25 protein-coding genes are annotated in these 26472 nt (G+C 72.7%); 5 read left to right on the top strand and 20 right to left on the bottom strand.

All coding sequences use genetic code 11. The annotated features are described in order from the left end of the window. Positions 1 to 8 precede the first annotated feature (8 nt). On the bottom strand, positions 9 to 1622 hold the full coding sequence (locus ABGB11_RS14530) for an MFS transporter (RefSeq protein WP_347632802.1): 1614 nt from the start codon (positions 1620 to 1622) through the stop codon (positions 9 to 11). Between the two features lie 151 nt (positions 1623 to 1773). On the opposite strand from ABGB11_RS14530, the gene ABGB11_RS14525 reads away from it, so the two are divergent. Both ABGB11_RS14525 and ABGB11_RS14520 read left to right on the top strand, forming a co-directional pair. Beyond that, a complete protein-coding gene (locus ABGB11_RS14525; RefSeq protein ID WP_347632800.1) occupies positions 1774 to 2445 on the top strand; it encodes a TetR family transcriptional regulator in 672 nt (223 codons plus the stop codon). Positions 2446 to 2549: 104 nt separating this feature from the next. Continuing rightward, positions 2550 to 3974, top strand: a complete 1425-nt coding sequence (locus ABGB11_RS14520) for a glutamate decarboxylase (RefSeq protein ID WP_347632798.1) — start codon at positions 2550 to 2552, stop codon at positions 3972 to 3974. 7 nt (positions 3975 to 3981) lie between these two features. On the opposite strand, the gene ABGB11_RS14515 is transcribed toward ABGB11_RS14520, so the two are convergent. From ABGB11_RS14515 to ABGB11_RS14500, 4 genes are all read right to left on the bottom strand, one after another. Beyond that, positions 3982 to 4833, bottom strand: coding sequence for a hypothetical protein (locus tag ABGB11_RS14515; protein WP_347632796.1), 852 nt, complete (start codon positions 4831 to 4833; stop codon positions 3982 to 3984). A 127-nt stretch (positions 4834 to 4960) separates the two neighbouring features. Further along, positions 4961 to 6133, bottom strand: coding sequence for an acyl-CoA dehydrogenase family protein (locus ABGB11_RS14510; RefSeq protein WP_347632794.1), 1173 nt, complete (start codon positions 6131 to 6133; stop codon positions 4961 to 4963). Beyond that, positions 6134 to 7240 (bottom strand): acyl-CoA dehydrogenase family protein, encoded by a 1107-nt coding sequence (locus ABGB11_RS14505; protein ID WP_347632792.1) that lies wholly within the window; start codon positions 7238 to 7240, stop codon positions 6134 to 6136. It lies immediately after the preceding gene. Beyond that, a complete protein-coding gene (locus ABGB11_RS14500; protein WP_347632790.1) occupies positions 7241 to 8863 on the bottom strand; it encodes an AMP-binding protein in 1623 nt (540 codons plus the stop codon). It lies immediately after the preceding gene. Positions 8864 to 9090: 227 nt separating this feature from the next. Here ABGB11_RS14500 and ABGB11_RS14495 point away from each other — a divergent pair, with 227 nt between their 5' ends. Continuing rightward, positions 9091 to 9714, top strand: a complete 624-nt coding sequence (locus tag ABGB11_RS14495) for a TetR family transcriptional regulator (RefSeq protein WP_347632789.1) — start codon at positions 9091 to 9093, stop codon at positions 9712 to 9714. A gap of 46 nt (positions 9715 to 9760) precedes the next feature. Here the strand turns inward: ABGB11_RS14495 and ABGB11_RS14490 are convergent, their stop codons facing one another. Both ABGB11_RS14490 and ABGB11_RS14485 read right to left on the bottom strand, forming a co-directional pair. Continuing rightward, positions 9761 to 10705, bottom strand: coding sequence for a CU044_5270 family protein (locus tag ABGB11_RS14490; RefSeq protein ID WP_347632787.1), 945 nt, complete (start codon positions 10703 to 10705; stop codon positions 9761 to 9763). Further along, positions 10702 to 11280 carry an RNA polymerase sigma factor gene (locus ABGB11_RS14485; RefSeq protein WP_021594223.1) on the bottom strand — a complete coding sequence of 193 codons (579 nt, stop codon included), beginning with the start codon at positions 11278 to 11280 and terminating at the stop codon, positions 10702 to 10704. Before ABGB11_RS14485 ends, ABGB11_RS14490 begins: the two co-directional genes overlap by 4 nt. Before the next feature lie 156 nt (positions 11281 to 11436). On the opposite strand from ABGB11_RS14485, the gene ABGB11_RS14480 reads away from it, so the two are divergent. Then, positions 11437 to 11670 carry a DUF397 domain-containing protein gene (locus tag ABGB11_RS14480; RefSeq protein WP_021594222.1) on the top strand — a complete coding sequence of 78 codons (234 nt, stop codon included), beginning with the start codon at positions 11437 to 11439 and terminating at the stop codon, positions 11668 to 11670. A 61-nt stretch (positions 11671 to 11731) separates the two neighbouring features. On the opposite strand, the gene ABGB11_RS14475 is transcribed toward ABGB11_RS14480, so the two are convergent. From ABGB11_RS14475 to uraD, 12 genes are all read right to left on the bottom strand, one after another. Next, a complete protein-coding gene (locus ABGB11_RS14475; RefSeq protein WP_347632784.1) occupies positions 11732 to 12619 on the bottom strand; it encodes a hypothetical protein in 888 nt (295 codons plus the stop codon). Between the two features lie 79 nt (positions 12620 to 12698). Then, a complete protein-coding gene (locus tag ABGB11_RS14470; protein ID WP_347632782.1) occupies positions 12699 to 14039 on the bottom strand; it encodes a hypothetical protein in 1341 nt (446 codons plus the stop codon). A 149-nt stretch (positions 14040 to 14188) separates the two neighbouring features. Continuing rightward, positions 14189 to 15205, bottom strand: coding sequence for an allantoicase (gene alc, locus ABGB11_RS14465; RefSeq protein WP_347632780.1), 1017 nt, complete (start codon positions 15203 to 15205; stop codon positions 14189 to 14191). Further along, a complete protein-coding gene (gene allB / locus ABGB11_RS14460; RefSeq protein ID WP_347632778.1) occupies positions 15202 to 16503 on the bottom strand; it encodes an allantoinase AllB in 1302 nt (433 codons plus the stop codon). Before allB ends, alc begins: the two co-directional genes overlap by 4 nt. Continuing rightward, the gene (locus ABGB11_RS14455; RefSeq protein ID WP_347632777.1) at positions 16488 to 17291 is read right to left on the bottom strand and encodes a TIM barrel protein; all 804 of its coding nucleotides are present in this window, start codon (positions 17289 to 17291) and stop codon (positions 16488 to 16490) included. The genes allB and ABGB11_RS14455 overlap by 16 nt, the downstream gene beginning before the upstream one ends. Continuing rightward, positions 17288 to 19600 carry a xanthine dehydrogenase subunit D gene (gene pucD / locus ABGB11_RS14450; RefSeq protein ID WP_347632775.1) on the bottom strand — a complete coding sequence of 771 codons (2313 nt, stop codon included), beginning with the start codon at positions 19598 to 19600 and terminating at the stop codon, positions 17288 to 17290. The genes ABGB11_RS14455 and pucD overlap by 4 nt, the downstream gene beginning before the upstream one ends. 1 nt (position 19601) lies before the next feature. Then, complete coding sequence (locus ABGB11_RS14445) at positions 19602 to 20951, bottom strand: 8-oxoguanine deaminase (RefSeq protein WP_347632773.1); 1350 nt, start codon at positions 20949 to 20951, stop codon at positions 19602 to 19604. Continuing rightward, positions 20948 to 21433: a (2Fe-2S)-binding protein gene (locus ABGB11_RS14440; RefSeq protein ID WP_347632771.1), complete on the bottom strand. Its 486-nt coding sequence runs from the start codon at positions 21431 to 21433 to the stop codon at positions 20948 to 20950. The genes ABGB11_RS14445 and ABGB11_RS14440 overlap by 4 nt, the downstream gene beginning before the upstream one ends. Further along, a complete protein-coding gene (locus ABGB11_RS14435) occupies positions 21433 to 22314 on the bottom strand; it encodes an FAD binding domain-containing protein (protein WP_347632769.1) in 882 nt (293 codons plus the stop codon). The genes ABGB11_RS14440 and ABGB11_RS14435 overlap by 1 nt, the downstream gene beginning before the upstream one ends. A 14-nt stretch (positions 22315 to 22328) precedes the next feature. Further along, positions 22329 to 23201, bottom strand: a complete 873-nt coding sequence (gene pucL / locus ABGB11_RS14430; protein ID WP_347632767.1) for a factor-independent urate hydroxylase — start codon at positions 23199 to 23201, stop codon at positions 22329 to 22331. Then, on the bottom strand, positions 23202 to 23516 hold the full coding sequence (uraH, locus tag ABGB11_RS14425) for a hydroxyisourate hydrolase (protein WP_347632765.1): 315 nt from the start codon (positions 23514 to 23516) through the stop codon (positions 23202 to 23204). 52 nt (positions 23517 to 23568) lie between these two features. Then, the gene (gene uraD / locus ABGB11_RS14420) at positions 23569 to 24042 is read right to left on the bottom strand and encodes a 2-oxo-4-hydroxy-4-carboxy-5-ureidoimidazoline decarboxylase (RefSeq protein ID WP_347632763.1); all 474 of its coding nucleotides are present in this window, start codon (positions 24040 to 24042) and stop codon (positions 23569 to 23571) included. Between the two features lie 95 nt (positions 24043 to 24137). Here uraD and ABGB11_RS14415 point away from each other — a divergent pair, with 95 nt between their 5' ends. Next, a complete protein-coding gene (locus ABGB11_RS14415; RefSeq protein WP_347632761.1) occupies positions 24138 to 25580 on the top strand; it encodes a PucR family transcriptional regulator ligand-binding domain-containing protein in 1443 nt (480 codons plus the stop codon). Between the two features lie 6 nt (positions 25581 to 25586). Here the strand turns inward: ABGB11_RS14415 and ABGB11_RS14410 are convergent, their stop codons facing one another. After that, positions 25587 to 26447 (bottom strand): alpha/beta hydrolase, encoded by an 861-nt coding sequence (locus ABGB11_RS14410; RefSeq protein WP_347632759.1) that lies wholly within the window; start codon positions 26445 to 26447, stop codon positions 25587 to 25589. Between the last annotated feature and the right edge of the window lie 25 nt (positions 26448 to 26472).

Genomic DNA, 26472 nt, shown 5'->3' with positions numbered 1-26472 from the left:
CCCGGAGGTCAGACGGCGACGCCGCCCTCGGCCGGTGACGTCCCGCGCCGGACCAGGAGCGCCGCGAGGATCGCGGCGAGCGCGACGGCCCCGGCGACGGTCAGGGACGTCTGGAAGCCGTCCATGAACGCCAGGTGGCTTCCGGTCGTGATGGCGTCGGCGGCCTCGGGCGGGGTGCCCGGCGGGACCGGCGCGACGCCCTGCGAGACGAGCCCGCCCTGGCCTTCGAGCTGGCGCGCGGCGGTTCCGGGGAGCCCGGCGTCGGTCAGCCGCCCGAACAGGACGTCCCCCACCTTGGTGGACAGCAGCACCCCCAGCACGGACGTGCCGAGGACGCCGCCGACCTGCGCGGCGGTCTGCTGGAGGCCCCCCGCGACGCCCGCGAGGTGCGCGGGCGCGTTGCCGACGATGGCCTCCGTCCCGGCGACGATGACCAGCCCGAACGCCAGGCCGACCAGCACGAACCACGGCCACAGCTGGACGTAGGGGGCGTCCACCCCGATGCGCGACAGCCCGAACAGCGCGGCCGCGGTGAAGGCCATGCCGAGGGCCAGCGGGACCCGCGGCCCGAAACGGGAGGTCAGCGCGCCCGCCACCGGCGACGCGACGATGAACACGCCGGTCATCGGCAGCATCCGGACGCCGGCGTCCACCGGGCTCATGCCGTGCACCTGCTGCAGGTACAGCGTGATGAAGAAGATCGTCCCGAACATCGCGAAGAAGCCGAGCACGATGAGACCGGTCGCCGCCGACAGCGACACCGAGCGGAACAGCCCGAGCGGCAGCAGCGGACGCTCCACCCGCAGCTCGTTCCAGACGAACCCGGCGAACAGCACCACGGACGCGGCGAACGACACGAGCGGGACGGTGTCGTCGAACCCGTTCTCGCCGGCCTTGATGAGGCCCCAGACGAGGGCGAACAGCGCGCCGGTGAGCAGGGCGACGCCGGGCAGGTCGAACGAGCCGGCGGCCTCCTCGTCCTTCGACTCGCGGATCACCCACAGGCCGACCGCGAGCGCGATCACCCCGAGGGGCGCGTTGAGGAAGAACACCGACTCCCAGCTGACGTTCTCGACGAGCAGGCCGGCGACGATCGGGCCGCCCGCGATCGAGATGCCGACCGTGGAGCCCCAGATGCCGATCGCGGCGTTGAGCCGTTCGGGCGGGAACGTGTTGCGCAGGATGGCGAGGCTCGCGGGCTGCAGGAGCGCGCCGGCGAAGCCCTGCACGACGCGCCAGAAGATCACCATGCCGAGCCCGCCGGACACGCCGATCAGCACCGACGACACCGCGAACCCGATCACGCCGGCCAGGAACGTCCGCTTGCGCCCGAAGCGGTCGGCGATCTTGCCGGCCGGGATCAGCGTGACGGCGAGCGCCAGCAGGTAGGCGTTGGTGACCCATTGCAGGCCGGACAGGCTTGCACCGAGGTCCTTGGCGATCGCGGGGTTGGCGATGGACACGACGGTCGCGTCCAGGCCGACCATCATCACGCCGAGCGCGACGGCGACGAGCGTGAGCCAGGGATGCCCGTGCCCCCGTCTGCCCGTACGGCCGCGCGCCCCTTCGCGCGGCGGGATCGTGACGGCGTCGAGAGTCTCGGCGCCCGTGGGGTGAGTCATCTTCGACCTCCGGATTAGGCAGGATCGTAAAGTGTCATGAGATGACACTTGTCGTCAAATGCCGATAGTCGTGCCAAGACATGATTCATATCACGACAACAGTCATGCTCTGTCGCTTGGCGGGCGGCCAACAGCTGGTTACACTTCGCCCATGACCGCGACCGCCCCCGAGACCGGCCCCGCCGGTCCCGGTTCCCAGCCCCCGGGCAGGCGCGAACGCAAGAAGCAGCGCACCCGAGAGGCGCTCGTCGACGCCGCGTTCACCCTCTTCGCCGAGAAGGGCTTCGACGCGACCACCGTCGAGGAGATCGCCGACGCCGTGGACGTCTCGTCCCGCACGTTCTTCCGCTACTTCGCCTCGAAAGAGGACGTCGCGCTCACCTTCCAGGAGGAGCAGACCCGCGCCGTCATGGAGGCGCTGGCCGAGCGCCCCCCGGACGAGCCGATCATGACCGCGCTGCGGCGCACCGTGGTGGAGATCGCCCGCGCCTGCGAGGCGGGCGAGCTGGGCTTCGAGCCCGGCCGCTTCGAGTGCATGCTGACGATGATGAGCGACAGCCCGTCGCTGATGGCGGGCAGCCTGGAGCACGCGCAGCGCAAGCAGGCTCTGCTCGTCGAGATCGTCGGCCGGCGGATGGGCCTCGACCCGGACGAGGACCTGCGCCCGCACGTCGTCGCCGCCGCCACGACCTGCGCGTTCCAGGCGGCCGTCGACGTCGCCGGCCGCCTCGGCGGGAGGTTCTCCACGCTCTCCGAGACGGTCGACCAGGCCTTCGCCATCCTGGAGAACGGCCTCAACGAACCCAGCCGGCCGGCCGCGTGACCTCGCCCTGACCTGCGCGGACCCGCCCGGTGTGGCGCGGTGCGCCGCGGGTACCCCCTGCGGATCCGGGGGCGTCCCGTCCCCGGGCGCAGGAGGGGGGCGACATGGCTCTGCGGCATCCGCGCGACGGCGGGTCCGGCGGACGCGACCTCGAGATCAACCCGGTCTTCAGCCGGGAGCCGCTGACGATCCCCCGGTACGCGCTGCCCGCCGGGGAGCTCGACCCCGGCACCGCCTACCAGATCGTCCACGACGAGCTGATGCTGGACGGCAACGCGCGGCTGAACCTCGCGACGTTCGTGTCCACGTGGGCGGAGCCGGAGGCGCTGCGGCTGATGGCCGAGTGCGCCGACAAGAACATGATCGACAAGGACGAGTACCCGCGCACCGCCGAGCTGGAGATGCGCTGCGTGCACATGCTCGCCCGGCTGTGGCACGCCGCGGACCCGCGCCGGGCGGTGGGCTGCTCGACGACCGGGTCCAGCGAGGCCGCGATGCTCGGCGGGCTCGCGCTCAAGCGGCGCTGGCGCGAGCGGCGGCGCGCCGCGGGCGGGCCCGCGGACCGGCCGAACCTCGTCATGGGCGTCAACGTGCAGATCTGCTGGGAGAAGTTCGCGAACTACTTCGACGTCGAGCCCCGGTACGTGCCGATGGAGGGCGACCGCTTCCACCTCGGCGCGCGGGAGGCCGCGGAGCTGTGCGACGGGAACACCATCGGGGTCGTCGCCGTCCTCGGGTCCACCTTCGACGGGAGCTACGAGCCCGTCGCCGAGATCGCCGCCGCGCTCGACGACCTGGAGGCGCGGACCGGGCTGGACGTCCCGATCCACGTGGACGGGGCGTCCGGGGCGATGATCGCGCCGTTCCTCGACCCCGAGCTGGTGTGGGACTTCCGGCTGCCGCGAGTGGCGTCGATCAACACCTCGGGGCACAAGTACGGGCTGGTCATGCCGGGCGTCGGCTGGGCGCTGTGGCGGGACGAGGACGCGCTGCCCGCCGACCTGGTCTTCCGCGTGAACTACCTCGGCGGGGACATGCCGACCTTCGCGCTCAACTTCTCCCGGCCCGGCGCGCAGGTCGTCGCCCAGTACTACGCGTTCCTGCGGCTCGGCTTCGACGGCTACCGCCGCGTCCAGCGGACCTGCCGGGACGTCGCGACGCGGCTGGCCGCCGAGATCGGCCGGCTCGGGCCGTTCGAAACGCTCACCGGCGGCGGCGAACTCCCGGTGTTCGCGTTCCGGGTGCGGGAGGACGCCGGCTTCACGGTCTACGACGTGTCCGCCGCGCTGCGCGAGTGCGGATGGCTCGTGCCCGCCTACACCTTCCCCGAGAACCGCACCGACCTCGCCGTCCTGCGCGTGGTGGTGCGCAACGGGTTCGGGCACGACCTCGCCGACCTGTTCCTGGACGACCTGCGCCGCGCCCTGCCCCGGCTGCACGCCCAGCGCGGCCCCGGCCGCGATGCGAGCGAGACGACCGGATTCGCCCACGGCGCCGAACCCAAGAAGGCACGCGCCCGGAAGGTCTGAGGGGCGGTCAGGCCATCCACTCGCCGATGCTGTCCCAGTACATGTTGAGCATCCGCTCGGCCATCCGGCGATCGCTGAGCTCGCCCGCCCGCGCGGCGACCGACCGCATCAGCGCGAACCCGCCCTCGTCGTTGAGGCGGTGCCCGATGGCGCGGATCTCGACACGCTCGGCGAGCCCTTCCGGCGGCGTGCCGCCGTCCAGCAGGCCGTCGACATAGCGGAGGTCGTGCCAGCGCTCCCGGTCCTCCTCGCTGAGCCCCTTGTACGCGCGCTGGGCGGCCGCCACGAGGTCCACGAGACGGCGGGCCGTGCGCTCGTCCTCGTCGACGGCCTCCGCTTCGAAGAAGGCGAGCCGATCCTCGGGGCAGGTCGAGCGCAGCAGCTCGATCGCGCGGTCGGCCTGGGCGGGCGAGTGGCCCGAGGACACGATCCCGCGGTTCAGCACGACATTGAGCACCACGGTCACGCCGTCGTCGGTCATCTGCCACACGGCCCCGGCGGCCTCCTCGGCCACCGGCGAGTCGATGACCAGATCGGCGACCGTGACCGCGTGCGGCGTGACGTCCTCCAGGTGCGGGGAGCGCAGGGTCTGGACGACGGCGTCACGGTCCGGATGGTGCAGCAGCGCCATGACCCACATACGGCGCAGGCTCTCGTCGTCCCCGCCCGCGTAGTCGTTGAACTCCGCGTCGTCCGGCCAGAGCGACGGCATCGGGCTCTGGTCGAGGAAGGAGTCGACGTCCACCACCGCGGGGACGCGGATGGGCTTGCGGTCCCAGATGTCGGCGGTCCAAGCACCGCTGAGCAGCAGGGTGCCGTCCTTGTCCGGCTCCCGGTCCCGCTTCCTCCGCCAGAACACGCTGCACCTCCTGCGAGTGACCGCCCGGATTCATTGCGTCAGTGCGTAGATGATCGCATTTCTTCCGGTGGAGTGCAGCCCGTACCGTGATCGCCCCGTCACACCCAGCTGACTCCGGGGCGCGGCATCAGCGCGGCGCCCGGGGCAGGCCGAGGCCGATCATCGCGATCAGCTCGCGCTGGATCTCGTTGACGCCGCCGCCGAAGGTCAGCACCAGGGCGCCCTTGGCCAGCCGGTCGAGCGCCTCCATGAACGCGGCCGTCTCCGGGTCGGCCGGGTCGCCGTAGCGGGCGAGGACGGTGCCGACGATCCGGCCGACCTCCTGCATCCGCTCCGAGGAATAGATCTTGGTGGCGGACGCGTCGGCGGCCCCGAGCCAGCCGAGGTCCTGGTTCGCGGCGACCTGCCAGTTGAGGATCTCGTTGACGCGCAGGTAGGCGTACACCTGCGCCACCGCGCGGCGGACGGCGGACTCCTCCATCAGCGGGCGCCCGTCCGGACCCAGAGTGGTGCGGGCCCAGCGTTCGAAGCGGACGTAGGTGTGCCCGATGTTGCCCGCCGGGCCCAGCGTGACCCGTTCGTGGTTGAGCTGGTTGACGATGAGGTCCCAGCCCTTGTTCTCCTCGCCGATGAGCATGTCCGCGGGGACGCGGACGTCCTGGAAGTACGTCGAGTTGGTGTGGTGGGCGCCGTCCATCGTGATGATCGGCGTCCAGGAGAACCCGGGGTCCTGACAGCCCACGATGAGCATCGAGATGCCCTTGTGCTTCTTCGCGGACGGGTCGGTGCGCGCCGCGAGCCACACGTAGTCCGCGTGGTGCGCCCCGGAGGTGAAGATCTTCTGGCCGTTGACGACGTAGTGGTCGCCGTCCCTGACCGCGGTGGTGCGCAGGGCCGCGAGGTCGGTGCCCGCGCCCGGCTCGCTGTACCCGATCGCGAAGTGGCACTCGCCGGCCAGGATGCGCGGGACGAAGAACTCCTTGTGGGCCTCGGACCCGTACTGCAGGATCGTCGGCGCGACCGAGTTCAGCGTGATGAGCGGGTAGGTGACCTCGGCGCGCGCGATCTCGTTGGCGAAGATCGTCTGCTCGACCGGGCCGTAGCCGCGCCCGCCGTACTCCTTCGGCAGCGCGACGCCGAGCATCCCGTCCCGTCCGAGCCGCCGGCAGTGCTCCAGGTAGGCCGGGCCGAACGGGTCGGCGAGGATGGCGGCGCGCTGCTCGGCCGTCAGGCAGTTCTCGAAGTACTCGCGCAGCTCGGCGCGGAGCTTCTTCTGCTCGTCGGTCAGGTCGATGAACATCTAAGCCTCCTGGGCGATCAGGGCGCCGAGCGCGTCGAGACGGTCTTCAGGGCCGCCGAGCAGGTGCGCGCAGTGCTTGCCCCAGGCGAAGTAGCGGTGCAGCGGGTAGGTGACGTCCAGGCCGATGCCGCCGTGCAGGTGCTGGCAGGTGTAGAGCGCCTTCGCGACGGGGTCGCACGCGTTGTAGGCGGCGACGGTGAGGACCTCCTCCGCGTCGTCCGCGCCTTGCGCGAGGCGCCACACCCCCGCCCACACGGCCACGTCCAGCGCGCGCTTGGCGATGTAGACGTCCCCGATCTGCATCGTGACGGCCTGGAACTGCGCGAGCGCGCGGTCGAACTGCTCGCGCGTCTTCGTGTATTCCTTCGTCAGCTCCAGGGCGCCTTCGACGACGCCGGACGCGACGGCCACCGCGCCCGCGACGGCCGAGCGGCGCAGCGTGTCCCAGGCCGCGCCGTCCGCCGAGCCGCCGAGAAGGGCGTCCGGGCCGACGCGGACGCCGTCGAGCGCCACGCGCGACAGGGGTTCGGACGTCGCGGACGGCTGCCCGGTGATCGTCGCGGCGGAGGGCTCGACGAGGAAGACCCCGACGCCCGCGCCCTCGACGCGTGCCGGGATCAGGATCCGGGACGCCTCCCGCGCGTACGGGACGAACGTCTTCACGCCGTTCAGGACATGTCCGGTGCCGTCCTCGCGGGCCGTCGCGGCGATGGCACCGGCCGGTCCGACCTCGCGGTACGCGCCCGTCAGGATCGTCGCGCCCTCGGTCAGCGGGGCCAGCAGTGCGCGCTGCTCCGCCGTCCCGTGCGCCGCGATCGGGGCGGCGGCGAGCGCGAGCGACGCGTACACGGGCACGGGCGCCACGTGGAGGCCGACCTCCTTGAGGATCACCGCCAGCTCGACCGGGCCGAGCCCGGCGCCGCCGGCGTCCTCCGGCAGGACGACGCCGAGCAGCCCCGCCTGCGCGAGGGCCTTCCACGTCACGTCGTCGTAGGGCGCCCCGCTCCGCTCGAACGCCTCAAGGCGCTCCCGCGTCGACTCGCGCGCGAGCACTTCCGCCGCGAGCCCCCTGATCTCTTGCTGGGTCTCGTCGAGGTCGAAGTCCACTCATCCGCTCCCTTCCAGGAGGTGCAGCCGGCCGCGCCGCTCGAACTCGGCCCGCAGGCCCGCCGCGTCGTCCGCGGTCATCGGGCGGTAGTCGAGGTCGCGGCCGGGCCGCCACCACACCGGATCCCCGGTGCGCCAGCCCTCCCGCGCCAGCCGGCGTTTGAGGATCTTGTTGGAGGCCGTCGCGGGCAGCTCCCGCGCCACCCGGACGTAGCGGGGCGGCCACTTGGGGCTCATGTCGGCGCGCCCGCGCAGGTAGGCGGCGAACGCCTCGGGGTCGAAGGAGTCGGCGGCGACGGCGAGCATCACCTGGTCGCCGGACGCCGCGTCCGGCACCCCGTAGACGGCGAGCTGGCGGACGCCGGGCAGCTCCGCAAGAACGCGTTCCACCTGGACGGCGCCGAAGTTCTCGCCGTCCACGCGGAGCCGGTCGGCGCTGCGCCCGGCGAAGAAGACGTACCCGTCGGCGTCGGCGTAGGCGAGGTCGCCGCTCCAGAACGTGCCGTCGCGCAGGCGGTCGGGCGCGTCCTCCTTGTAGTAGCCGTCGAACAGGCCGAGGTCGCCGGACTTGACGAGCTCGCCGATGGCCTCGTCGCCGTTCACCACGCGTCCGGCGCCGTCGAACCGCGCGGGCGGGCAGGGCCGGCCGGTCGCGGGGTCGAGGATCGCGACGCCCTCCGTCAGCCTGCCGAGCGCGCCCTGCGGGCCGAACGGGTCGGGCGCCAGCGAGATGGCGGTCTCCGTCGACCCGTAGCCGTCGATGACGAAACAGCCGAAACGCTCGCCGAACGTCCTCTGCTCCAGCGGAGCCGCCTCGTTCCCGAACGCGAACCGGACGGGGTTGTCGGCGTCGTCCTCTTTCGCGGGCGTGGCGAGCACGTACGACAGCGCCTTGCCGACGTAGTGCAGGTAAGTGCACCCGTACGCGCGCACGTCGGGCAGGACCGAGGACGCCGAGAACCGGGCACGCAGCACCAGTTCGGCCCCGGCGACCAGGGCGGGCGCGTACGCGGCCATGACGGCGCCGGAGTGGAACAGCGGCATCGGGCAGTAGACGACCGACTCCGCGGTCAGCATGCGTTCGGCGAGCACCTCCCCCGGCACGACCACCTTCCGGTGGGTGACGCGGACGGCGCGGGGGCGTCCCGACGTCCCGGACGTGAAGATGAGCATCAGCAGGGTGGCCGGGCCGATCCCGGAGGTGTCCGGGATCGGGGAGCCCGCGAAGGGCGCCAGCTGCTCGTGGAAGGCGTCCAGGTCGAGCACGGGGGCCGCGAGCGCGGCGGCCCGCTCGGCGTGGCGCGGCTGGGCCACCACGAGGTCGCAGTCGGCGCGCTCGGCGTCGCCCGCCAGCTCGGCGGCGCTCCGGGTCGGGTTCAGCGCGACCACCACGGCGCCCGACAGCGCCGCCCCGCCGAGGAGGAACACCATCTCGGGAAGGTTGTCGAGGAGCACCCCGACATGGACGGGGCGCTCCGCACCGGCCCTGCCGCCCATCCAGGCGGCGCGGGCCGCGCATTCGGCGACGACCTGCCGCCACGTCCAGGCGCGCCCGTCGCCGGCGGAGCGCAGCCCGGGGCGGTCGTCGTCCGCCCTCGCCTCCAGCAGTGTCGCGACGCTCACGCCACCACCTCCCGCGGCAAAAACTAGAACAGATTCTAGTCTCTGTCCAGAGCCCTGATCATCAGTCTTCCGGCCCCGATTGGCCTGGACCACCGGTGTGTCGCCGGCCCCCCGCGAGCATGGCGAACACCACCGCGATCGACGGATCAGATAACACGTTCTCGCATGAGCGGTACGCTTGGGGGAACACGTCGGGCGTCCGGGCCCGCACAGAAGGGATGACGACCGTGACCGCAGAGCCGACAGTGACCGGGGACGAGGCCCGGGGGCAGGCGGCCGGCCAGGGCGTGCGCTCCCGCAGCCAGCACCAGCGGCGCAAGCGTATCGTCCAGGCGGCCGCGGCGCTCGCCTCGCGCGGCGGCATCGAGGCGATGCAGATGCGCACCGTCTCCGAGCGCGCCGGGGTCGCCCTCGGCACCCTCTACCGCTACTTCCCGTCCAAGATGGACCTGGTCGTCGCCGTCGTCAGCGAGGAGATCGACCTTCTCGAAAGCAGCATCGAGCGCCGGCCGCCCCGCGCCGGCGCCGCCCCGGAGCGGGCCGTGGACGTGCTGATGCGCGCCACCCGCGGCCTGATGCGCGAACCGGAGCTGGCCGAGGCGCTGATCCGGTCGCTGCTCCTGTCGGACGTCAAGACCGACTTCGGCTACCGCATGAGCGAACTGCTGCTCCGCGCCGCGTACGGCCCGCCGGCCGAGATCCCCGCCGGCGACCCGCGCCGCCTCGCGTCCCGCGCGCTGTCCGGCATCTGGACCATGGAGATGATCGAGATGCTGCGCGGCAACGCGACCGCCGAGGAGATCCAGGCCCGCCTTGAGATCACCGCCACCCGCCTCCTCATCGACCCCTGACACGACGAGCGGCCGGGGCGCGCCCCGGCCGCTCTCCCGCCGCTCTTCAGGGCCGCTGCCCCGCCTCGTCGACGACGCCCGACCTGCCCCGGACGGTGAGGTTCAGCAGATCGTCCCTCTTCACCGGCACGCCGCCGTCGTGGTCCTTGATCGCGCTCGACCGCTCGCCGATGTAGGCGTAGCTCTCCCGGTCCAGCAGCAGTTCCTGGTGCAGCCAGCCTTCGGAGACGCGCCCGAGCCCGAGCGCCGGACGTTCGCCGGTCCGTCCCGCCAGCGTCACGCCGGGGAGGTACAGGACCCCGAGCACGCCGGGGATCCGACTGATCGCCCGGTACACCGCCGCCTCGGTCTTCGGCGGCAGCAGATTGTCCCGCAGGATCGCGCAGAGCATCGAGTACGCGGCCGAGTACCGCCCCTCCGCCGTTCCCCCCTGCCCGCCCGCCTTCTCGTAGACCCACTGCAGCAGGGCGGCCGGATCGGTCGGCAGCGCCGCCAGCGACGCGTAGTCGGACGGCGGCGTGGTCGGAGGCGAGTCGGAGACGACGAGCTTCCCGTCCTCCAGCCTGGCGGACTTCTCACCGTCGGCCCGCTTCCACTGCCGCCGCACGACCGTGTCGCGCGGGTCCTTCGACAGCGCCCCGTTCGGGCGGGGGCCCGTCCGCGTCCGCGACTCGATGTAGATCCACTGGTCCGGACGGGGCGGCGTGAACGGCCGCTCCTCCGCGGCCAGCGCGGCCCGCTCCAGCGCCTGCGACGCGCTGGACACGGGACGTACGACCGGCCCGTCCCCATCGCCCGCCTGCACCACGGTCACGCCCACGGCGACCGCGGCGGCCACCACCGCGACCCTGATGCCGAGCCGGAACCGCCCCCGCTTCCGGGTGCCTCCTGACGCGCGTTCGAGGAGCGCCGTCCTGGCCGCCGTGCGAGACGCCTCCGCGGGCGGCCCGGGCTCGGCCCAGGCGTCGCGAAGAATGTCGAGGTCGTTCACAGGTCCTCTCCCAAGGTCGTCGGGTCGGTCTCGCCCAATGCGGCGCGGATCCTCCTGCGGGCCCGGTGCAGCCGCGACCGCGCCGTCCCGGCCGGTATCCCGAGCGCCTCACCGGCCTCCTGCACGGTGAGCTGCGCCCACGCGACGAGCAGCAGGACGTCCCGGTCGCCGCGCGGCAGCCCGGCGAGCGCCGCCGCCAGCGCCCCCTTCGCGGCCTGCGCGTCGACGCGCCCGGCCACCGCGTCGGCGTGCCCGTCGCCGGCCTCGGACGTCCCGGCCCTCGCGAGCGCCCGGTACTGGCGCACCTCGGCACGGTGGTGCCGGGCGACGAGGTTGGACGCGATCCCGTACAGCCAGGGCCGCGCGTCGGGCCGCGCCAGGTCGTAGCGCCCGCGCCGGTCGAACGCGATCAGGAACGTCTCGGCGGCGACGTCGTCGGCGAGCCCCCGCCCGAGCCGCCGCGCCGCGTACCCGTGGATCGCGGCGTAGTGCCGGTCGAACAGCGCGGCGAAGCACTCGGGCTCGTGCCGGGACCGCCGGACGATCTCGGCGTCCCCGGCGGTCACCGCGACCATGCCGGTCTTTCTCGGGTCATGTCCTGCCTTTCGCAGAGGGGGATGGTCACCTGTGCTTCGCCGATCCCCCACCGCGCGTTCGCGTTCCGGTGTGCCGCACGCACCTTCCCTACTAGCCTTAGCCACGCCAGAGCCAGGGAAGAAGAAGGTGGGCCAGTGACCGAGCAGGAACCGATCCTCAGCGACGGGGTCATCATCGAGTTCATCGATGGCAAGGACGTCCCCGTCCAGCACAAGGACTTCGGTGAGCGGGCCGTCGTCATGCGCGACGCCAAGAACCCCGAGGGCCCGATCCTCTACTTCACCGAGGCCGAGTGGGACGCCTTCATCGCCGGCGTCAAGGACGGCGAGTTCGACGACCTCCTAGAAGACCCCACCGAAACCCCCTGACCCAAACCCAGAACGCCCCCGGCATCCCCGCCGGGGGCGTTCTGCGTGAAGCACACCCAGATCAACCGAACAAGTCGTCGACCGACTCCGCCGTGACCGCGCGGGCCAGCCAGCGGTCCAGTTGCTCCGTGTCCTCGCAGGCCAAGACACGCTCCCGCGCGTCGTCCGGTACCGAGACCCCTCGCGCGGCGAGAACCTTCAACACCGCTTTGGCCTCTCCCCTGACCTCGCCCTTGGCCTCACCCTCCGCGACGTACGGGCGAAATGGGTCGTTCTCGAATTTGAAGTCGGGGGTGCCGGTGATCACGTACTCCTCCAGGAGCTTCTTGGCGGACTGTGCGAGGACTGCCATCAGGATGCCAGTGTAGAGCGCGCCGGTTTTCGCATCCTCGTTCTCGATGGTGGCCAGGGCCGCGTGGGCGATTTCCATGGACTCCCGGGTGTGGGGGGTGACGTTGGCCAGGGTGCACAGGATGGTCAATTCAGGCATCTGTGCCGCCTGCTCGGTCGAGGTTATGAGCGGTTCGGAGCCCGGTCCCAGTACCAGGGGCGTGAGCTCGAAGCCCGGGTGACCGAGCTTGATCGGCTCTCGGGCCCACTCGGCCACCGCAGGACGAGGACATATGACCACCAGGTAGCACGGGGCTCTCGTCTTGGCCCATTGGGAGGTGACGTAGAGGGGCCAACTGCCGCACTTGTCGTGGTCTACGGCCCGCTGGGTCTCGGCGACGATGCTGAGCGTCGGCTCGGTGGAGGTGCCCTCGCAGATTTCGACGACGTTGTCGGCAGTGTAGGAGACCGGGGCGAGCTGTGTGCACGCTTCGCTTGCGGATCTGATGGTGAGGTCGGGGCCCGCGTCGATGCCGAAGGCGAGTTTCATTAACTGGACGAGGACTTCGGGGTTGTCGCGGATGATCTTGATTGGGGATTCGTGTTCGGTGGTGACCATGCACGGGACGTTATTGGTGGCGATCCAAAGGAGTCCTTACTTTGTGATTACTTACCGTGTGCAGTGGGTCACAGTGCATTTATGGGCGGGAAGGTTGCACTAGTAGGGGGTTTGGGTTGTGAGGGTGGAAGGCGGGGGTGTTCAGGGAGAGGGCGTTGGCTTTTTGGTTTAGGGATTTTGGTGTGGTGCTGGGCCAATGGTTGGTTTTGACGCGCTTTTCCAGGACTTGGAGGCTTGCCACGTATTCGGAGGCCGCGAAGTTGCAGTGGCCCGTGCGGTGGACGTAGGCCTGGCGCAGCAGGCGGGTGCGGCCGGCGGCGCGGACGGTCCTGGCGTATTCGGTCTCGTGTTCCACCGGGACCAGCTGGTCGGAGATCGTGTGGATGTTCAGCGTCGGGACGGTGATGCGGCCCGTGGGTTCTGATGTGCGCGTCATCCACGCGAGAGGGGCCGGTTCGAGCTTTTTGGCGGCCTTTGTGGTGAGGGTGGAGAGGTCCTTCTTCAGGCTCAGGCCCGCGGTTCGGTAGAGGGCCTTCACCTGGCGGAGGTTCGCGGAGCGGGTGAGCAGGCGTGAGTAGTCCAGGCCCTTGTTCCAGGCGCTGTCGCCGCCCGCGGCCTGGTCGATGGAGTAGCGGCCGCTGAAGATGAACCCGAGGACGCCGGAGGTGAGCCACTGGTACTGCTGGCGTTCCTGTTCGGCGTAGTCGTGGTGGGGCGGTTCCCTTTCGCCGGTGAACCAGGACGACTGGTTGAGGAACGCGGAGGCCAGGGCTATGCGGGCGCGGCCGGCGGGGGTGGCCTGGGCGTTCTGCACGGCGTGGGTGAGCTGGGTTCCGGCGGCGATGCCCTCGGCGGAGGACGTGTAGTCGGTGAGCTTGATGTCCTCGGACGGGGCCAGCAGCGTGGCGATGGTGTGGCCCGCGTTGAGCTGGTAGTTGTTCAGGTCGACGCCACCGCCGACGATGCCGCAGGTGCTGAGGACGCCGTCCACGGCGCGGGTCTCGGCGAGCTTGGCGCTGACCAGGCCGCCCATCGACTGGCCCAGTGCGAGCGTGGTGCGGGGACGTCCGATGATTCTCGCTACCGCGTGCTTCGTCGCGATCTGGTCCCGGACGGCGCTGCCCAGCGCCCACAGGGAGCCGTCCGGATCGTAGGACGAGCCGGCGAGCGCGTACCCGCGGTCGAGGAGTGCCTTGCCGGCGGCCTCGCTCGGGCGGTCGGCGGGGGTGAGCGGGCCGAACCCGTGGCTGAACAGGATGAGCGTCCCGTTCCATGCCCGCGGAACGTCGGCGATCCAGGTCGCGCCGTCGGGGAGGGTGCCGGTGTGGTGCGCGGGGCCCGCGGCGTGGGCGGCGACCGGGGTGAGCACCGCGGGTACCGCGAGGACGGCGGCGAGAGCGCCTGCCCGCAGTCGTTTCATGGGGGATCCTCTCCGGCCCGGAGGCTCAGAAATTGGATTTGTACGCCACGAACGCCAAGATTTTGTCGAATGTCGATCCGCGCGGAGGCGGGCTCCGGGGTCGAGTGCTCAGAATGTAGGCAGAAATCTCACGGTCGTCAACGGTGTGCCTAATGTCGGGTGTACCCGTCCCAGCTCCGCGCCAGGCTGCGCTGGGTCTCGGGGCTCAGTTCGCCCCAGAGGCGGAGCCTGGAGATTCCGCCGTCCGGGTAGATGTCCAGGCGGACGTGCGTGACCTCCGGGGTCGCCATCCGGAAACGGTGCCGGGTGTCGGGCCGCAGGGGGGTCCGCGGCAGGATCGTCCAGGAGAACCCCCTGTTGTCGGCGCCACCGCGGCCGTCGATGCCGGTGAGGCGGACCTCGGCGGGGGCGTTGAACTTCAGGTTCGTGGTGTCGATCTCGGCCATGAGGATGGTGCCGGGCGCGGCGAGGCCGATCTCGGCCCAGTCGTTGCCGCCGTCGCGGCGGCGGGCGGTCTCCCAGCCCTCGGCCTGGTTGCGGGCGAGCCCCGGGAACAGCATGTTGTCCGGCGAGGAGTAGAACATGTCGGAGCAGCCGACGACGCGGGCGCCGTTCTCCAGGGCGGCCAGGTCGACGGTCAGGCCGGTCAGGAACTCCGGATCGGGGACGACGTGGCCGTGCACGCGGAGCCGCGCGATCCCGCCGTCGGGGAACATGTTCAGCCGGACGTGCGTGAACACGCGGTCAGGCGCGCGGGCGGGGAGAGCGTGCGCGGTGTCGCCCTTGAGGGGGGTCTTCGGGACGATCTCGACCCAGTCGGCGGTGGCGAGGCCGGCGGGTGAGGGGTGGCCGGCCGCGAAGCACGCCTCCACGGAGGCGTGCGGCGGGAAGTTGCCCTTGAACCAGGCGGTGTCGATGACGACCCCCATGATCCGGCCGGGGAGGCCGAGGCGGATCAGCGCCCAGTCGTGGCCGGGTCCGCGCCGGCGGGCGGTCTCCCAGCCGTCGTAGAGCTGCCCCTTCGGCCCAAAGGTCTCCGGGCTGAACGCCGGCGGCCAGGGGTTGAGCAGGTTCTCCTTCTCCGCGAACGACTCGTCGCTGGCGGCGATGACCGAGCCGCCGAGGGCGCGGACGGCCAGGTCCGGAAGGGACGTGAAGTCGGTCATCGCGCCTCCGCGGTGAGCAGCCGGCCGGCGGGCTCGTCCGCGATCGGCACGCCGCGCAGCCAGGTGGTGCGGACGACCCCGGTCAGCGTCCGGCCCGCGTAGGGGGTGAGAGGGTGCCGGTGGTGGAGGGCCGCCGGGTCGACGGTGAAGGGCTCGTCGGGCGCGAAGGCGACCAGGTCGGCGTCGTTGCCGGCGGCGATGCCGCCCTTCCCGGGGACGCCGGCCAGCGCCGCGGGGGCCTCGGACATCCAGCGGACGACGGACGCCAGCCCGTGGCCGCGCTCGCGGGCGGCCGTCCAGACCGCGGGCAGGCCGAGCTGGAGCGAGGAGACGCCGCCCCAGGCCGTCGCGAAGTCGCCGAGCTTGAGCTCCGGCGTGGAGGGCGAGTGGTCGCTGACGACGCAGGAGATCACGCCGGAGGCGAGGCCCTGCCAGAGCATCTCGCGGTTCGCCTCGTCGCGGATGGGCGGGCAGCATTTGAACGTGGTGGCGACGGCGTCGCCGGCGCTGAGGGTGAGGTAGTGCGGGCAGGTCTCGGCGGTCACGGGCAGGCCGTCCGCCCGCGCCTTCGCCAGGACCTCCAGGCAGCTCGCCGAGGACAGGTGCAGGATGTGGGCGCGCACACCCGTCTCCGCCGCCAAGCCGACGACCTGCTCGACGGCGCGGCGTTCGGCGGACGGGGGACGCGACGCCAGGAAGGCCGGATAGTCGCCGCCGGCGGGCGGCAGCAGGGACCCGGGGTCCTCGGCGTGCACGATGACCAGCCCGCCGAACGAGGCGATCTCCCGGAACGCCGCCCTCATCTCGGCGGGCGCCAGCGGTGGGAACTCCGGGACGCCCGAGTCGGACGTGAAGCACTTGAACCCGAAGACGCCGAGGTCGTGCAGCGGGCGCAGCGAGGCCAGGTTGCCGGGGATCGCACCGCCCCAGAAGCCGACGTCCACGGCGCACGCGCCTTCGGCGGCCGCGCGCTTCGCCGCCAGCGCGGACGGGTCGACGGTCGGCGGGAGCGCGTTGAGCGGCATGTCGACGAGCGCCGTCACGCCGCCCGCGGCGGCGGCGCGGGTCGCGGTGGCGAAGCCCTCCCACTCGGTGCGTCCCGGCTCGTTGACGTGGACGTGCGTGTCGACGAGACCGGGGAGCAGCGCGACGTCACCGAGGTCCACCGACTCGGCGGCCGGGAGGACGGCGTCGTGGGCAGAGACCGCAGCGATCCGTCCGCCGCGGACCGAGACGGCGGCGGGGCGCTCGCCGTCCGGCAGCACGGTCCGTCGCGACCGGATCAGGAGGTCGTCCACCCGAACTCCTCCGGCGAGGGGCCCTGGAGCACGTACTCCAGCGCGATCCGGCCGGTGTAGCCGATGCCGTCCAGGACGGCGAAGAGCCGGTCGAAGTCGATCCGGCCGGTGCCGGGACGCCCCCGGCCGGGCGCGTCGGCGATCTGGACGTGCCCGATGTCGGCGGCGTGCTCCCGGGCGGCCCTCTCCAGGTCGTCGCCGTTGGTCGCGAGGTGGAAGGTGTCGAACAGGAACCGGACGTTCGCGGCGCCCGCCGCCCGGACGCGCGACACCACGGCCATGGCGTCCGCGGCCGTCTCCAGCGGGTAGGCGCCGTTGAGCCCGCGCGCGAGCGGCTCGATCAGGAGGGTTCCGCCGAACTCGCCCACCGATCGCGCGGCATGCACGAGGTTCTCCGTGGCGGTCCGGTCCTGGTCGGACGCCGCCGCCCCGTCGAGCCGCTGCCCGTAGAGCGCGTTGAACGACCGGACGCCCGTCCGCTCGGCGATCCGCCGCACCACGGGCAGGCAGGCGCGGAACTCCTCGACGCGGGACGGGTCGGACAGCGCGCCCCGCTCCCCCGCCGGCATGTCGCCCGCGTAGAGGTTGAGCCCGATGAGGCGCACGCCCGCGTCCTCGACGGCCTGGCAGAACGCGTCCACCTCCGCGCCGGGCGGGTCGGGCTCGCCGGGCCAGGGCCACCAGAACTCCACCTCGCCGAACCCCGCCGCCCGCGCCGCGGCCGGACGGTCCAGCAGCGGCGTCTCGGTGAAGAGGATCGAGCAGTTGACCGCGAACCGCCGCGTCATGGGCCTCCCTGGACGATGTGCTCCGGCCGGACCGGCACCCGGGTGAGCGCCGCGCCCGTCGCGTCCCGGATGGCCGCCACGATGGCGGGCGTCGACGACAGCGTCGGCGGCTCCCCCGCCCCGCGCAACCCGTAGGGCGCCTCCGGGTCGGGATTCTCCAGGATCTCCAGCCGCATCGGCGGCATGTCGAGGATCGTGGGGATCAGGTAGTCGGTGAAGGACGGGTTCCGGACGAGGCCGTCCGACACGACGATCTCCTCCATCAGGGCGAGCCCGAGGCCCTGCGCGGACCCGCCGTGGATCTGCCCCTCCACCCCGGTCCGGTTGATGATCTTCCCGACGTCCTGGACGGCGGCCAGCTCGACGACCTTGACCAGGCCGAGCTCGGCGTCCACGTCGACGACGGCGCGGTGGACGCACAGCGCGAGCTGGGTGTGGCTGCGCCCCTGCCCGGTGACCGGGTCCATGCGGGACGTGGGGCGGTGGTGGTACTCGCGGGTCTCCTCGATCACGGCGTCGCCGAGGGCGTCCTCGATCGTGCCGAGCACCCCGGCCGCCCGCGACATGATCTTCCCGCCGGCCACGGCGAGGTCGTCGCGGCCGAACCGGCGGGCGGCGCGGGCGAGCAGCTCCGCCCGCACCGCCTCGCAGGCCGCCTTCACCGCCCCGCCCGACATGTACGACTGGCGGGACGCGCTGGACGAGCCGGCGTCGCCGACCCGGTTGTCCGCGGGCGCGATCGTGACCTTCTGCACGCCGAGCTCGGTCCGCGCGATCTGCGCCTGGATCGTGACGAGCCCCTGGCCGACCTCGGCCGCCGCGGTGTGGACGAGCGCGGTCGCCTCCCCGCCGATGACCTCCAGCCGGACGCGGGCGGTGGACAGGTCGTCGAAGCCCTCGGAGAAGCAGATGTTCTTGATGCCGACGCCGTAGCCGACACCGCGCACGACGCCCTCGCCGTGCGTCGTCTGCGACACCCCGCCCGGCAGGTTCCGCAGGTCGGCCGCGTCCGGGGCGGGCGGCGGCGGCATCGCCTCCAGCCGGGTCAGCATCTCGGCGAGCGGCGCCGGCGACTCGATGACCTGCCCGGTCGCGAGCTTGGAGCCCTGCGTGACGGCGTTGCGGCGGCGGATCTCCACCGGGTCGAGACCGCAGGCGGCGCCCAGCCTGTCCATCATCGACTCGTAGGCGAAGCACGCCTGCACGGCGCCGAACCCGCGCATCGCACCGCACGGCGGGTTGTTGGTGTACACGCCGTAGCCGTCGATCCTGATGTTCGGGATCTCGTAGGGGCCGACGCCGAGCGAGGCGGCGTTGCCGACCACGTTCATCGTGGAGGACGTGTACGCACCGCCGTCCAGCACGATCTCGACGTCGGCGTACAGCAGCCGCCCGGAGGCGGTGGCGCCGTACTCGTACCGCATCTGCGCGGGGTGCCGGTGGACGTGCCCGAAGAACGACTCGTACCGGTTGTACGACATCTTCACGGGCCTGCCGGTGTGCAGCGCCAGCATCCCGGCGTGGATCTGCATCGACAGGTCCTCGCGCCCCCCGAACGCCCCGCCGACCCCGGCGAGCGTCATGTGCACCTGGTCCTCGCGGAGGCCGAGGCAGGGCGCGATCTGCCTGAGGTCGTTGTGGATCCACTGGGTGGACACGTACAGGTCGATCCCGCCGTCCTCGGACGGGATCGCCAGCCCCGACTCCGGGCCGAGGAACGCCTGGTCCTGGATGCCGACCTCGTACTCGCCCGAGACGACGACGTCGGCGCGGGCCTTCGCGGCGTCCACGTCCCCGACGCGGACGGGCTGGTGCCGGGTGATGCCGCCGCGGTCCTGGACCTTCAGCCGCTCCGGGTCGGCGATCACCGCGCGCGGGTCGGTGATCGGCTCCAGCACCTCGTACCCGACGGCGATCCTCTCCAGGGCGCGCCGGGCGGTCTCGGGATGGTCGGCGGCGACCAGCGCGACCGGCTCGCCCTGGTGCCTGACCTGGTCGATGGCGAGGACGGGCTGGTCCTCGATGTGGTCGATGCCGAACATCTTCCGGCCCGGCACGTCCTCGTGGGTCAGGACGGCGCGGACGCCGGGGACCGCGAGCGCCGGCCCGATGTCGAGCGAGCGGATCAGCGCCCGGGGATGCGGGCTGCGCAGCGTCGCGCCCCACAGCATCCCGTCCATCCAGAGGTCGGACGCGTAGGCGAACTCGCCGGCGACCTTGAGCGTGCCGTCCGGCCGCAGCGGGCTCTCCCCGACCCCGCCGATCCCGGGGGCGGCCACGTGGCCCGGGCTTCTCACCGGGGACGCCATGTCAGAGCACCTCCTCCGCCGAGCGCATGAGGCGGCGGTGGGCCGCGGCGCCGCGCCGCGCGGCCTCGTCCTGCGGGACGGTGACGAGCGTGTCGCCGTCCACGACGGTGCGGCCGCCGACGAGGAGGCGCCGCAGCGGCGGCGCCGGCCCGAACGCGAACGCGACGACCGGGTCGTCGATCGCCGCCTGGAAGCCGTCCATCCGCCACAGCGCGATGTCGGCGAGCTTGCCGGGTTCGAGGGAGCCGATCTCGTCCTCGCGGCCGAGGCAGCGGGCGCCGCCGAGCGTCGCCATCTCCAGGGCCTGCCGGGCGGTCAGCGCCGCCGGGCCGTACCGGGCGCGCTGCAGGTAGACGGCCTGCCGCAGCTCGCCCGCCAGCGGGACGAGCTCCGCCGACGCCGAGCCGTCCACGCCGAGCCCGACGGGCGCGCCCTCCTCCAGCAGGTGCGACACGCGGGCGATCCCTGAGCCGAGGCGCGCGTTGGAGCTCGGGCAGTGGGCCGTGCCGGTGCCGGTCTCCGCGAGCCGCTTGATGTCGGTGTCGTGCAGGTGGACGCAGTGCGCGAGCCACACGTCGGGGCCGAGCCAGCCGATCGAGTCCATGTACTCGGTCGGCGTCATGCCGAACTGCTCCCTCGTGTGCTCCTCCTCGTCCTGCGTCTCGGCGAGGTGGGTGTGCAGGCGGACGCCCTTGTCGCGGGCCAGCCGCGCCGACTCGACCAGCAGCTCCCGCGTGACGGAGAACGGCGAGCAGGGCGCGACGGCGACGCGGAGCATGGAGCCCGGCGACGGGTCGTGGTACCGGTCGATCGCGGCCTCGGTCTCGGCGAGGATCGTGTCGAGGTCCTCGACGACCTCGTCCGGAGGCAGGCCGCCCTGGGACGCGCCCCGGTCCATCGACCCCCGGCACGGGTGGAACCGGAGGCCGATCTCCCGCGCCGACTCCACCTCCGCCGCGAACAGGTCGCCGCGTCCCTTCGGGAACAGGTAGTGGTGGTCGGTGGACGTCGTGCAGCCCGACTTGGCGAGCCAGGCGAGCCCGGCGGTGGCGGCCCCGGCGACGACCTCGGCGTCCATCATCGACCACGGCCGGTAGAGCGTCGTCAGCCACTCGAACAGCGTGCTGTCGGTGGCCAGGCCCTGGCTCGCCCACTGGTAGAGGTGGTGGTGGGTGTTGACGAGGCCCGGGGTGGCGAGGCAGCCGGTGCCGTCGACGCGCGCGGCGGCGCCCGCCGGGGCGGGGCCGGCGCCGACCGCCGTGATCCGGTCGCCGTCGACCACGATGTGGCCGCCGGGGTACTCCTCCCCGGAGACCGTGACGACGTGCGCGTTCTCGATGATGAGCCTCATCCGGTGACCGCCTTCCGCGCGGCCGCGAGGCGCACCGCGTCGAGGATCTTCTCGTAGCCGGTGCAGCGGCACAGGTTGCCCGCGAGCGCCTCGCGGATCTCGGCGTCGGACGGGGCGGAGTTCCGCTCGATCAGGTCGTGCGCCTGGACGATCAGCCCCGGCGTGCAGAACCCGCACTGGACGGCGCCCGTCTCCACGAACGCCTCCTGGACGGGGTCGAGCCGCTCGTCCCCGGGCGGCCCCCCGGCCAGGCCTTCCACGGTGCGGACCTCCCGGCCCTCGGCCTGCCCGGCCGCGACCAGGCACGCGCACACCGGCAGGCCGTCCAGGTAGACGGTGCACGAGCCGCATTCTCCCTGCTCGCAGGCGTTCTTCGAGCCGGGGAGGCCCATCCGCTCGCGCAGCATGTAGAGCAGGCTCTCGCCCTCCCACACATCGTCCACGGCCTCCGCGGACCCGTTGACGACCACGTTCACCCGCATCAGGAGGCCTCCTTCCGTCCCGTGCTCCCCGCCCGGTGCTCGTTCCATGCCCACGTCAGGGTGCGGCGCGCCATCACCGCGAGGGCGTGCCTGCGGTAGTCGCCCGTCCCGCGGACGTCGTCGATCGGCGCCGCCGCGCCGCTCACCAGCTCGCCGAACCGCCGCGCGACCGCGTCCGAGAGCGGGCCGCGCCCGTCCCAGTCCAGCTCGGCGGAGAGTAACTCCTCCGCCGCGGCGGCGCGGCGGGGCGTCGGGGCGGCCGACCCGAGGCCCGTCCCGGCGCGGCGCTCCGCCGGGTGCAGGGCGATCGCGAACGAGCAGACCGCGATGACCATCGCGTTCCGTGTCCCGATCTTGGAGAAGTACTGCGGGCCGGACGCGGGGGCCGTCCAGAACGCGCGGATCAGCTCGTCCGGCTCCAGCGCGTTGCGCTTCACGCCGGTGAAGAACTCCGCGGCCGGGATCATCCGGACCCCGCGCGCCGCCGACTCCGCCTCGATGGCGGCGTCCCCGGCCAGCAGCGGCGGGTGGGCGTCCCCGGCGGGCGACGCGGCGCCGAGGTTGCCGCCGACCGTGCCCCGGTTGCGGATCTGCGGCGATCCGACCGTCCGGGACGCCTGGGCGAGGCCCGGCAGCCGGCCGCCCAGCTCGGTGATCAGCCGGGCGTAGGTGACGCCCGCGCCGACGCGCAGCCGTCCGTCCGCCGTGTCCCAGTCGGCGAGCTCGCGGATCCCGGTGAGGTCGAGCAGCGCGTCGGGCCGGCGCACGTCGAAGTTGATCTCGACCATGACGTCGGTGCCGCCCTGCACCGGCAGCGCGCCCGGCAGCGCCGCCTTGGCCGCGAGGGCGTCCTCCCAGGTCGGCGGTCGCAAGAAGTCCATGTCTCCAGGGTTCCTCATGTGAAGGCGGACGGGGCGTCCGGCGCGTCATCGGTCAGCACGGTGCCCTCGATGAGCCCGTACGGGCGGTCCGCGGCGAAGTAGACCTCGTTGTCGTTGTCCAGCCCGAACGGCTCCAGGTCGACGAGGAAGTGGTGCCTGTTGGGCATCGACAGCCTGATCTCGCAGATCTCCGGCCGCTCCGCGAGGACCCGCCGCCCCATCTCGTAGAGCGTCTGCTGGAGCGACAGGCTGTGCGTCTCGGCGAACGCGTGCAGCAGGTGGTCGCGGGCGGCGGTGTAGGAGTCGTCCCAGGCCGTGTCCGTATCCGTGTCCGTGCCGCGGTGCCGCCACCGGGCCGTCACCGCCGTCGCGAGGACGCGGTCGTCGGTCGGCGCGAGCGTCGTGTACTCGTCCTGGACGAAGCCGTGGAACTCGCTGCCCGTCGAGTTGAGGACCACCAGGTCGGTGAGCCCGGAGACGACCGTCTCCGACCCGGCGCCGGCGTGGACGAGCGCGGTCCGCACCTCGCCGCCGTCCCGGACGAACGAGTGCCCGCCCGTGATCCGCCGCCACCCGTACTCGTGGATCTCCACCCGCGCATGGGTGATCGTCGGCTGCGCATCGACGAAATGGCGGGCAAGCAGCAGCCCGAACCGCTCGACGGACGCGATCCCGTGCTTCTTCGCGAACGCGAACACGGTGTTCTTCTGGCTGTCGGTCGGCAACACGGCCGTGTTGTCGCCGGTCAGGTGCACGTCGTCCATCTCACCGGAGAGGGAGACGCTGACGTTGACGTCCTTGAGCCGGTGCGTGCCGCCGTCCCGCGTCACGCGGACGACGCGCGTCTCCGCCTTCCCGTAGCGGTTGGGCCCGAGAACGACCGCCATCTAGCTTCCCCGGTAGGTCGAGTACGCGAACGGGCTGATCAGCAGCGGGACGTGGTAGTGCCGCCCCGGGTCATCGATCGTGAAGGCCACCGTCACCTCGGGATAGAAGCCGGACAGACCCGCGGTGTCGAACGTGAGCCGGTGCACGCCCTCCCGCGGCGGCACGCCCCACTCCCTGATCCGGCCGTCGGCGTCGGTGCGGGCCTCGGCGAGCGTCGTCCAGCCTCCGCCGTCGTCCCGCCGGTCGAGCCGCACGGCTACCCCCTCGGCCGGCAACCCCTTCGCGGCATCGAGCACGTGCGTAGACAGGCTCATCCCAGTTCCCCTCGTGGGGGGGCGATCCCCCACACCCCCCGGTGCGCTCCGCTCACTTGAGCCCTTCACAAAGCTTGCCAAGGCGCAGATCGACGATCTTGGCCAGTTCGCCCCGGACGACCTCCCGTTCGGTCTCGGCGTCGTTCCCCAGCCGTTCCAGTAACTCCCCGAGCATCTCCCGGGCCGGGCGGCCGGACGCGCAGATCAGGAACACGTGCCCGAAGCGCTCCTCGTAAACCCGGTTGCCGTCGACCAGGGCGAGCCGGACATCGGGGGCGGCGACGCCCATCCCGGACTGCTCGCCGCGCGACCAGGCCGCCTCCCGGGTCTCGCCGCCGGCCCGCTCACCGATGCGCGGATGGGCGGCGAGCGCCTCCTCCACATCGGCCCACCCGAGCTCGTCCAGCGCCCGCCGCGAGGCGGCGCGCAGCGCGCCGAGGTCGGCGTAGGCGCGTCCGGCGAGGGCCTCGACCCAGCGGCGGGACGCGCAGCACGCCGCCAGGTCGTCGGTAGCGGGTTCCAGCACGCCAGCAGTACACACAGTGGCCCGGCGCTCCGTCGAGGGGCAGGAAGTCCGAATTGTCCGCGTCGTTGCACGTCTCCTTTTGTAGGTTGCTCCATATGAAGCTGCGCTCGCTGCTCGCCATGCCCGGGCTGCGGCTGGAGGTCGTCACCGGGGAGGAGGAGCTGGACCGGCCGATCCGGTGGGTCGTCACCACCGACCTGCTCGACCCGGGCCGCTACCTGCGCGGACGCGAGCTGGTGCTGACCGGGCTGGTCTGGCGGACCGGTCCCGCCGACTCCGAGGCGTTCGTCCGGGCCCTCGCGGACGCGGGCGTCTCCGGCCTCGCCGCCTGGGACCTCGCGCTCGGCGCCATCCCCGGCGACCTCGTCGAGGCGTGCCGCCGCCACCGCATGCCGCTGTTCAAGGTGCCCGAGGACGTGGCGTTCGCGACCGTGACCGAGGAGGTCGTCCGGCACCTGTCGGGCGCCCGCGCCGCCGACCTGACCGCCGTCCTCGACCGGCACCGGCGGCTGGTCGAGGGCACCGGGCTCGGCGCCGTCGTCGACCTGGTCGGCCACTGCCACGTCCTCGCCCCGACCGGCCGCGTCGTCGCCGGGCCGCCGCCGGCGGACCCCGCCGCGCTGGCGCGGGCCTTCCTCACCGCGCCGCGGCTGCCGCACCACGTCCCCGGGCTGGACACCTCGGTCCTGCCCGTCGGCCAGGACGGCACGCCCCGCGCCGCCGACTGGTTCATCGCGCTCGACGGCGACGCCGCCGGCTGGCCCGAGGAGCGGCACGCCCTCGCCGGCGAGCTCGCCGCGATCGTCGCCCTCGAACGGGCCCGGCTGCGCGCCGAGGACCGCTCGTCCCAGGAGATCCTGGACGCGGCGTTCGCCGGGGACGCCGTCGCGCCCGGACGGCTGTCCTTCCCCGTCGTCGCCGTCGCGGCCTCGGCGGAGGGGCCGCTGCGTCCGGGCGAGCTGCGCACCGTCCTGTCCGAGGCCGTCCCCGGGCCGCGGGCGGCGGTCGGGATGGTGGACGGGGAGGCCGTCGCGCTCGTTCCGGCCGCCGGGGTGGACGTCGCCGCCGCCGTCCAGGACGCGCTCGACTTCCTGTCCCCCGGGCTGCCGGAGGGCGGCATCGCCGCCGGGGTCAGCGACCGCGCCATGGCGTCCGGGCTGCGCGGCGCCATCGAGGAGGCCCGCTACGCGCGCCGCCTCGCCGCCACTCGATCCGCTCCGGTCCGCGTCGTCCGGCACGACGAGCTCTCGACGCACGTGCTGCTGCTCGCCAGCGTCCCCGACGACGTCCGCCAGATGTTCCGGGTGCGGCTCCTGGACCCGCTGCGCGACTACGACGAGGTCCACGGCTCCGACCTCGTCCGCACCCTGGAGACGTTCCTGCAGAACTCGGGCTCCTGGACGCGGTGCGCCGAGCAGCTCCACCTGCACGTCAACTCCGTCCGGTACCGCATCCAGCGCATCCAGGACCTCACCGGCCGCGACCTCTCCCGCCTGGAGGACCGGGTCGACTTCTTCCTTGCCCTCCGGCTGTCCTGACGGCGCTCAGGAAGTGTGGCGGAGCAGGGCCGGGACGAACGTGTCCCACGTCCGGCGGGGGAGTTCGCTGCCCGTGCCGGGAAGAACGAGGAGTTCGGCGCCCGGGATCTCGGCGGCCAGAGCCTGGCCGTTGCCCAGCGGGAAGAAGGGGTCGTCCTCGCCGTGGACGACGAGCGTCGGCGCGGTGATGCCGGGCAGCCGCTCGCGCCAGCGGTCGCCGCAGTCCAGTGCCGCGAAGACCGTCCCCATCTGGTTCGCGCGGTGCGCCTTGCCCGGGTCGGCGCCGGTCCGGGTCCGGTCGTGGATCCGTTCGGCGGCGGAGCGGGCCTCGGCCTCGTCGAAGGCCGGCCCCGCGCGGTGCCGGGCGCTGTCGACCATGAACGCGACCACGGACTCGCGGTCGCTCCAGTCGACCTCCCGCATGCCCGTGAAGTGCGCCATCATCTCGGGCGCGTGGTCGGGCAGGTCCTCGTCGCTGGGTCCGGGGGCGGTGGGGCGGGTGGCGACCAGGGTGAGCGTGGTGACGCGGCCGGGGTGGTCCAGGGCGAGGAGCTGGGCGATCCAGCCGCCGGGCCCGAAGCCGGCGACGTGCGCGGCCGGCAGGTCGTGGGCGTCGAGGACGCCGGCGGCGTCGTCGACGAGGTCGCGCAGCGTGTAGCCGGGTGCCTCGGGGTCGCCACCTGCGGAGCCCCCGGTGTCCCGCAGGTCGTAGCGCACGACGAACCGCCGCAGCTCGGCGAGCAGCTCGCAGAGCTCGTCCGGCCAGGTGAGCATCGTGTTCCCGATCAGCAGGACCGGTGCCTCGGCCGCGTCACCGAACGTCTCGGCGCACAGCTCCACCCCGTCGGCCTTGATGAGTTTCTCCATGACGGGGTGGACCGCGGCCGGACGC

This window comes from Actinomadura sp. B10D3, from assembly GCF_039871695.1.
Classification (GTDB): Bacteria; Actinomycetota; Actinomycetes; order Streptosporangiales; family Streptosporangiaceae; genus Spirillospora; species Spirillospora madurae.
Note: the sequence above shows the minus strand (reverse complement) of the source record. Positions and strands in the feature narration are given on the sequence as shown.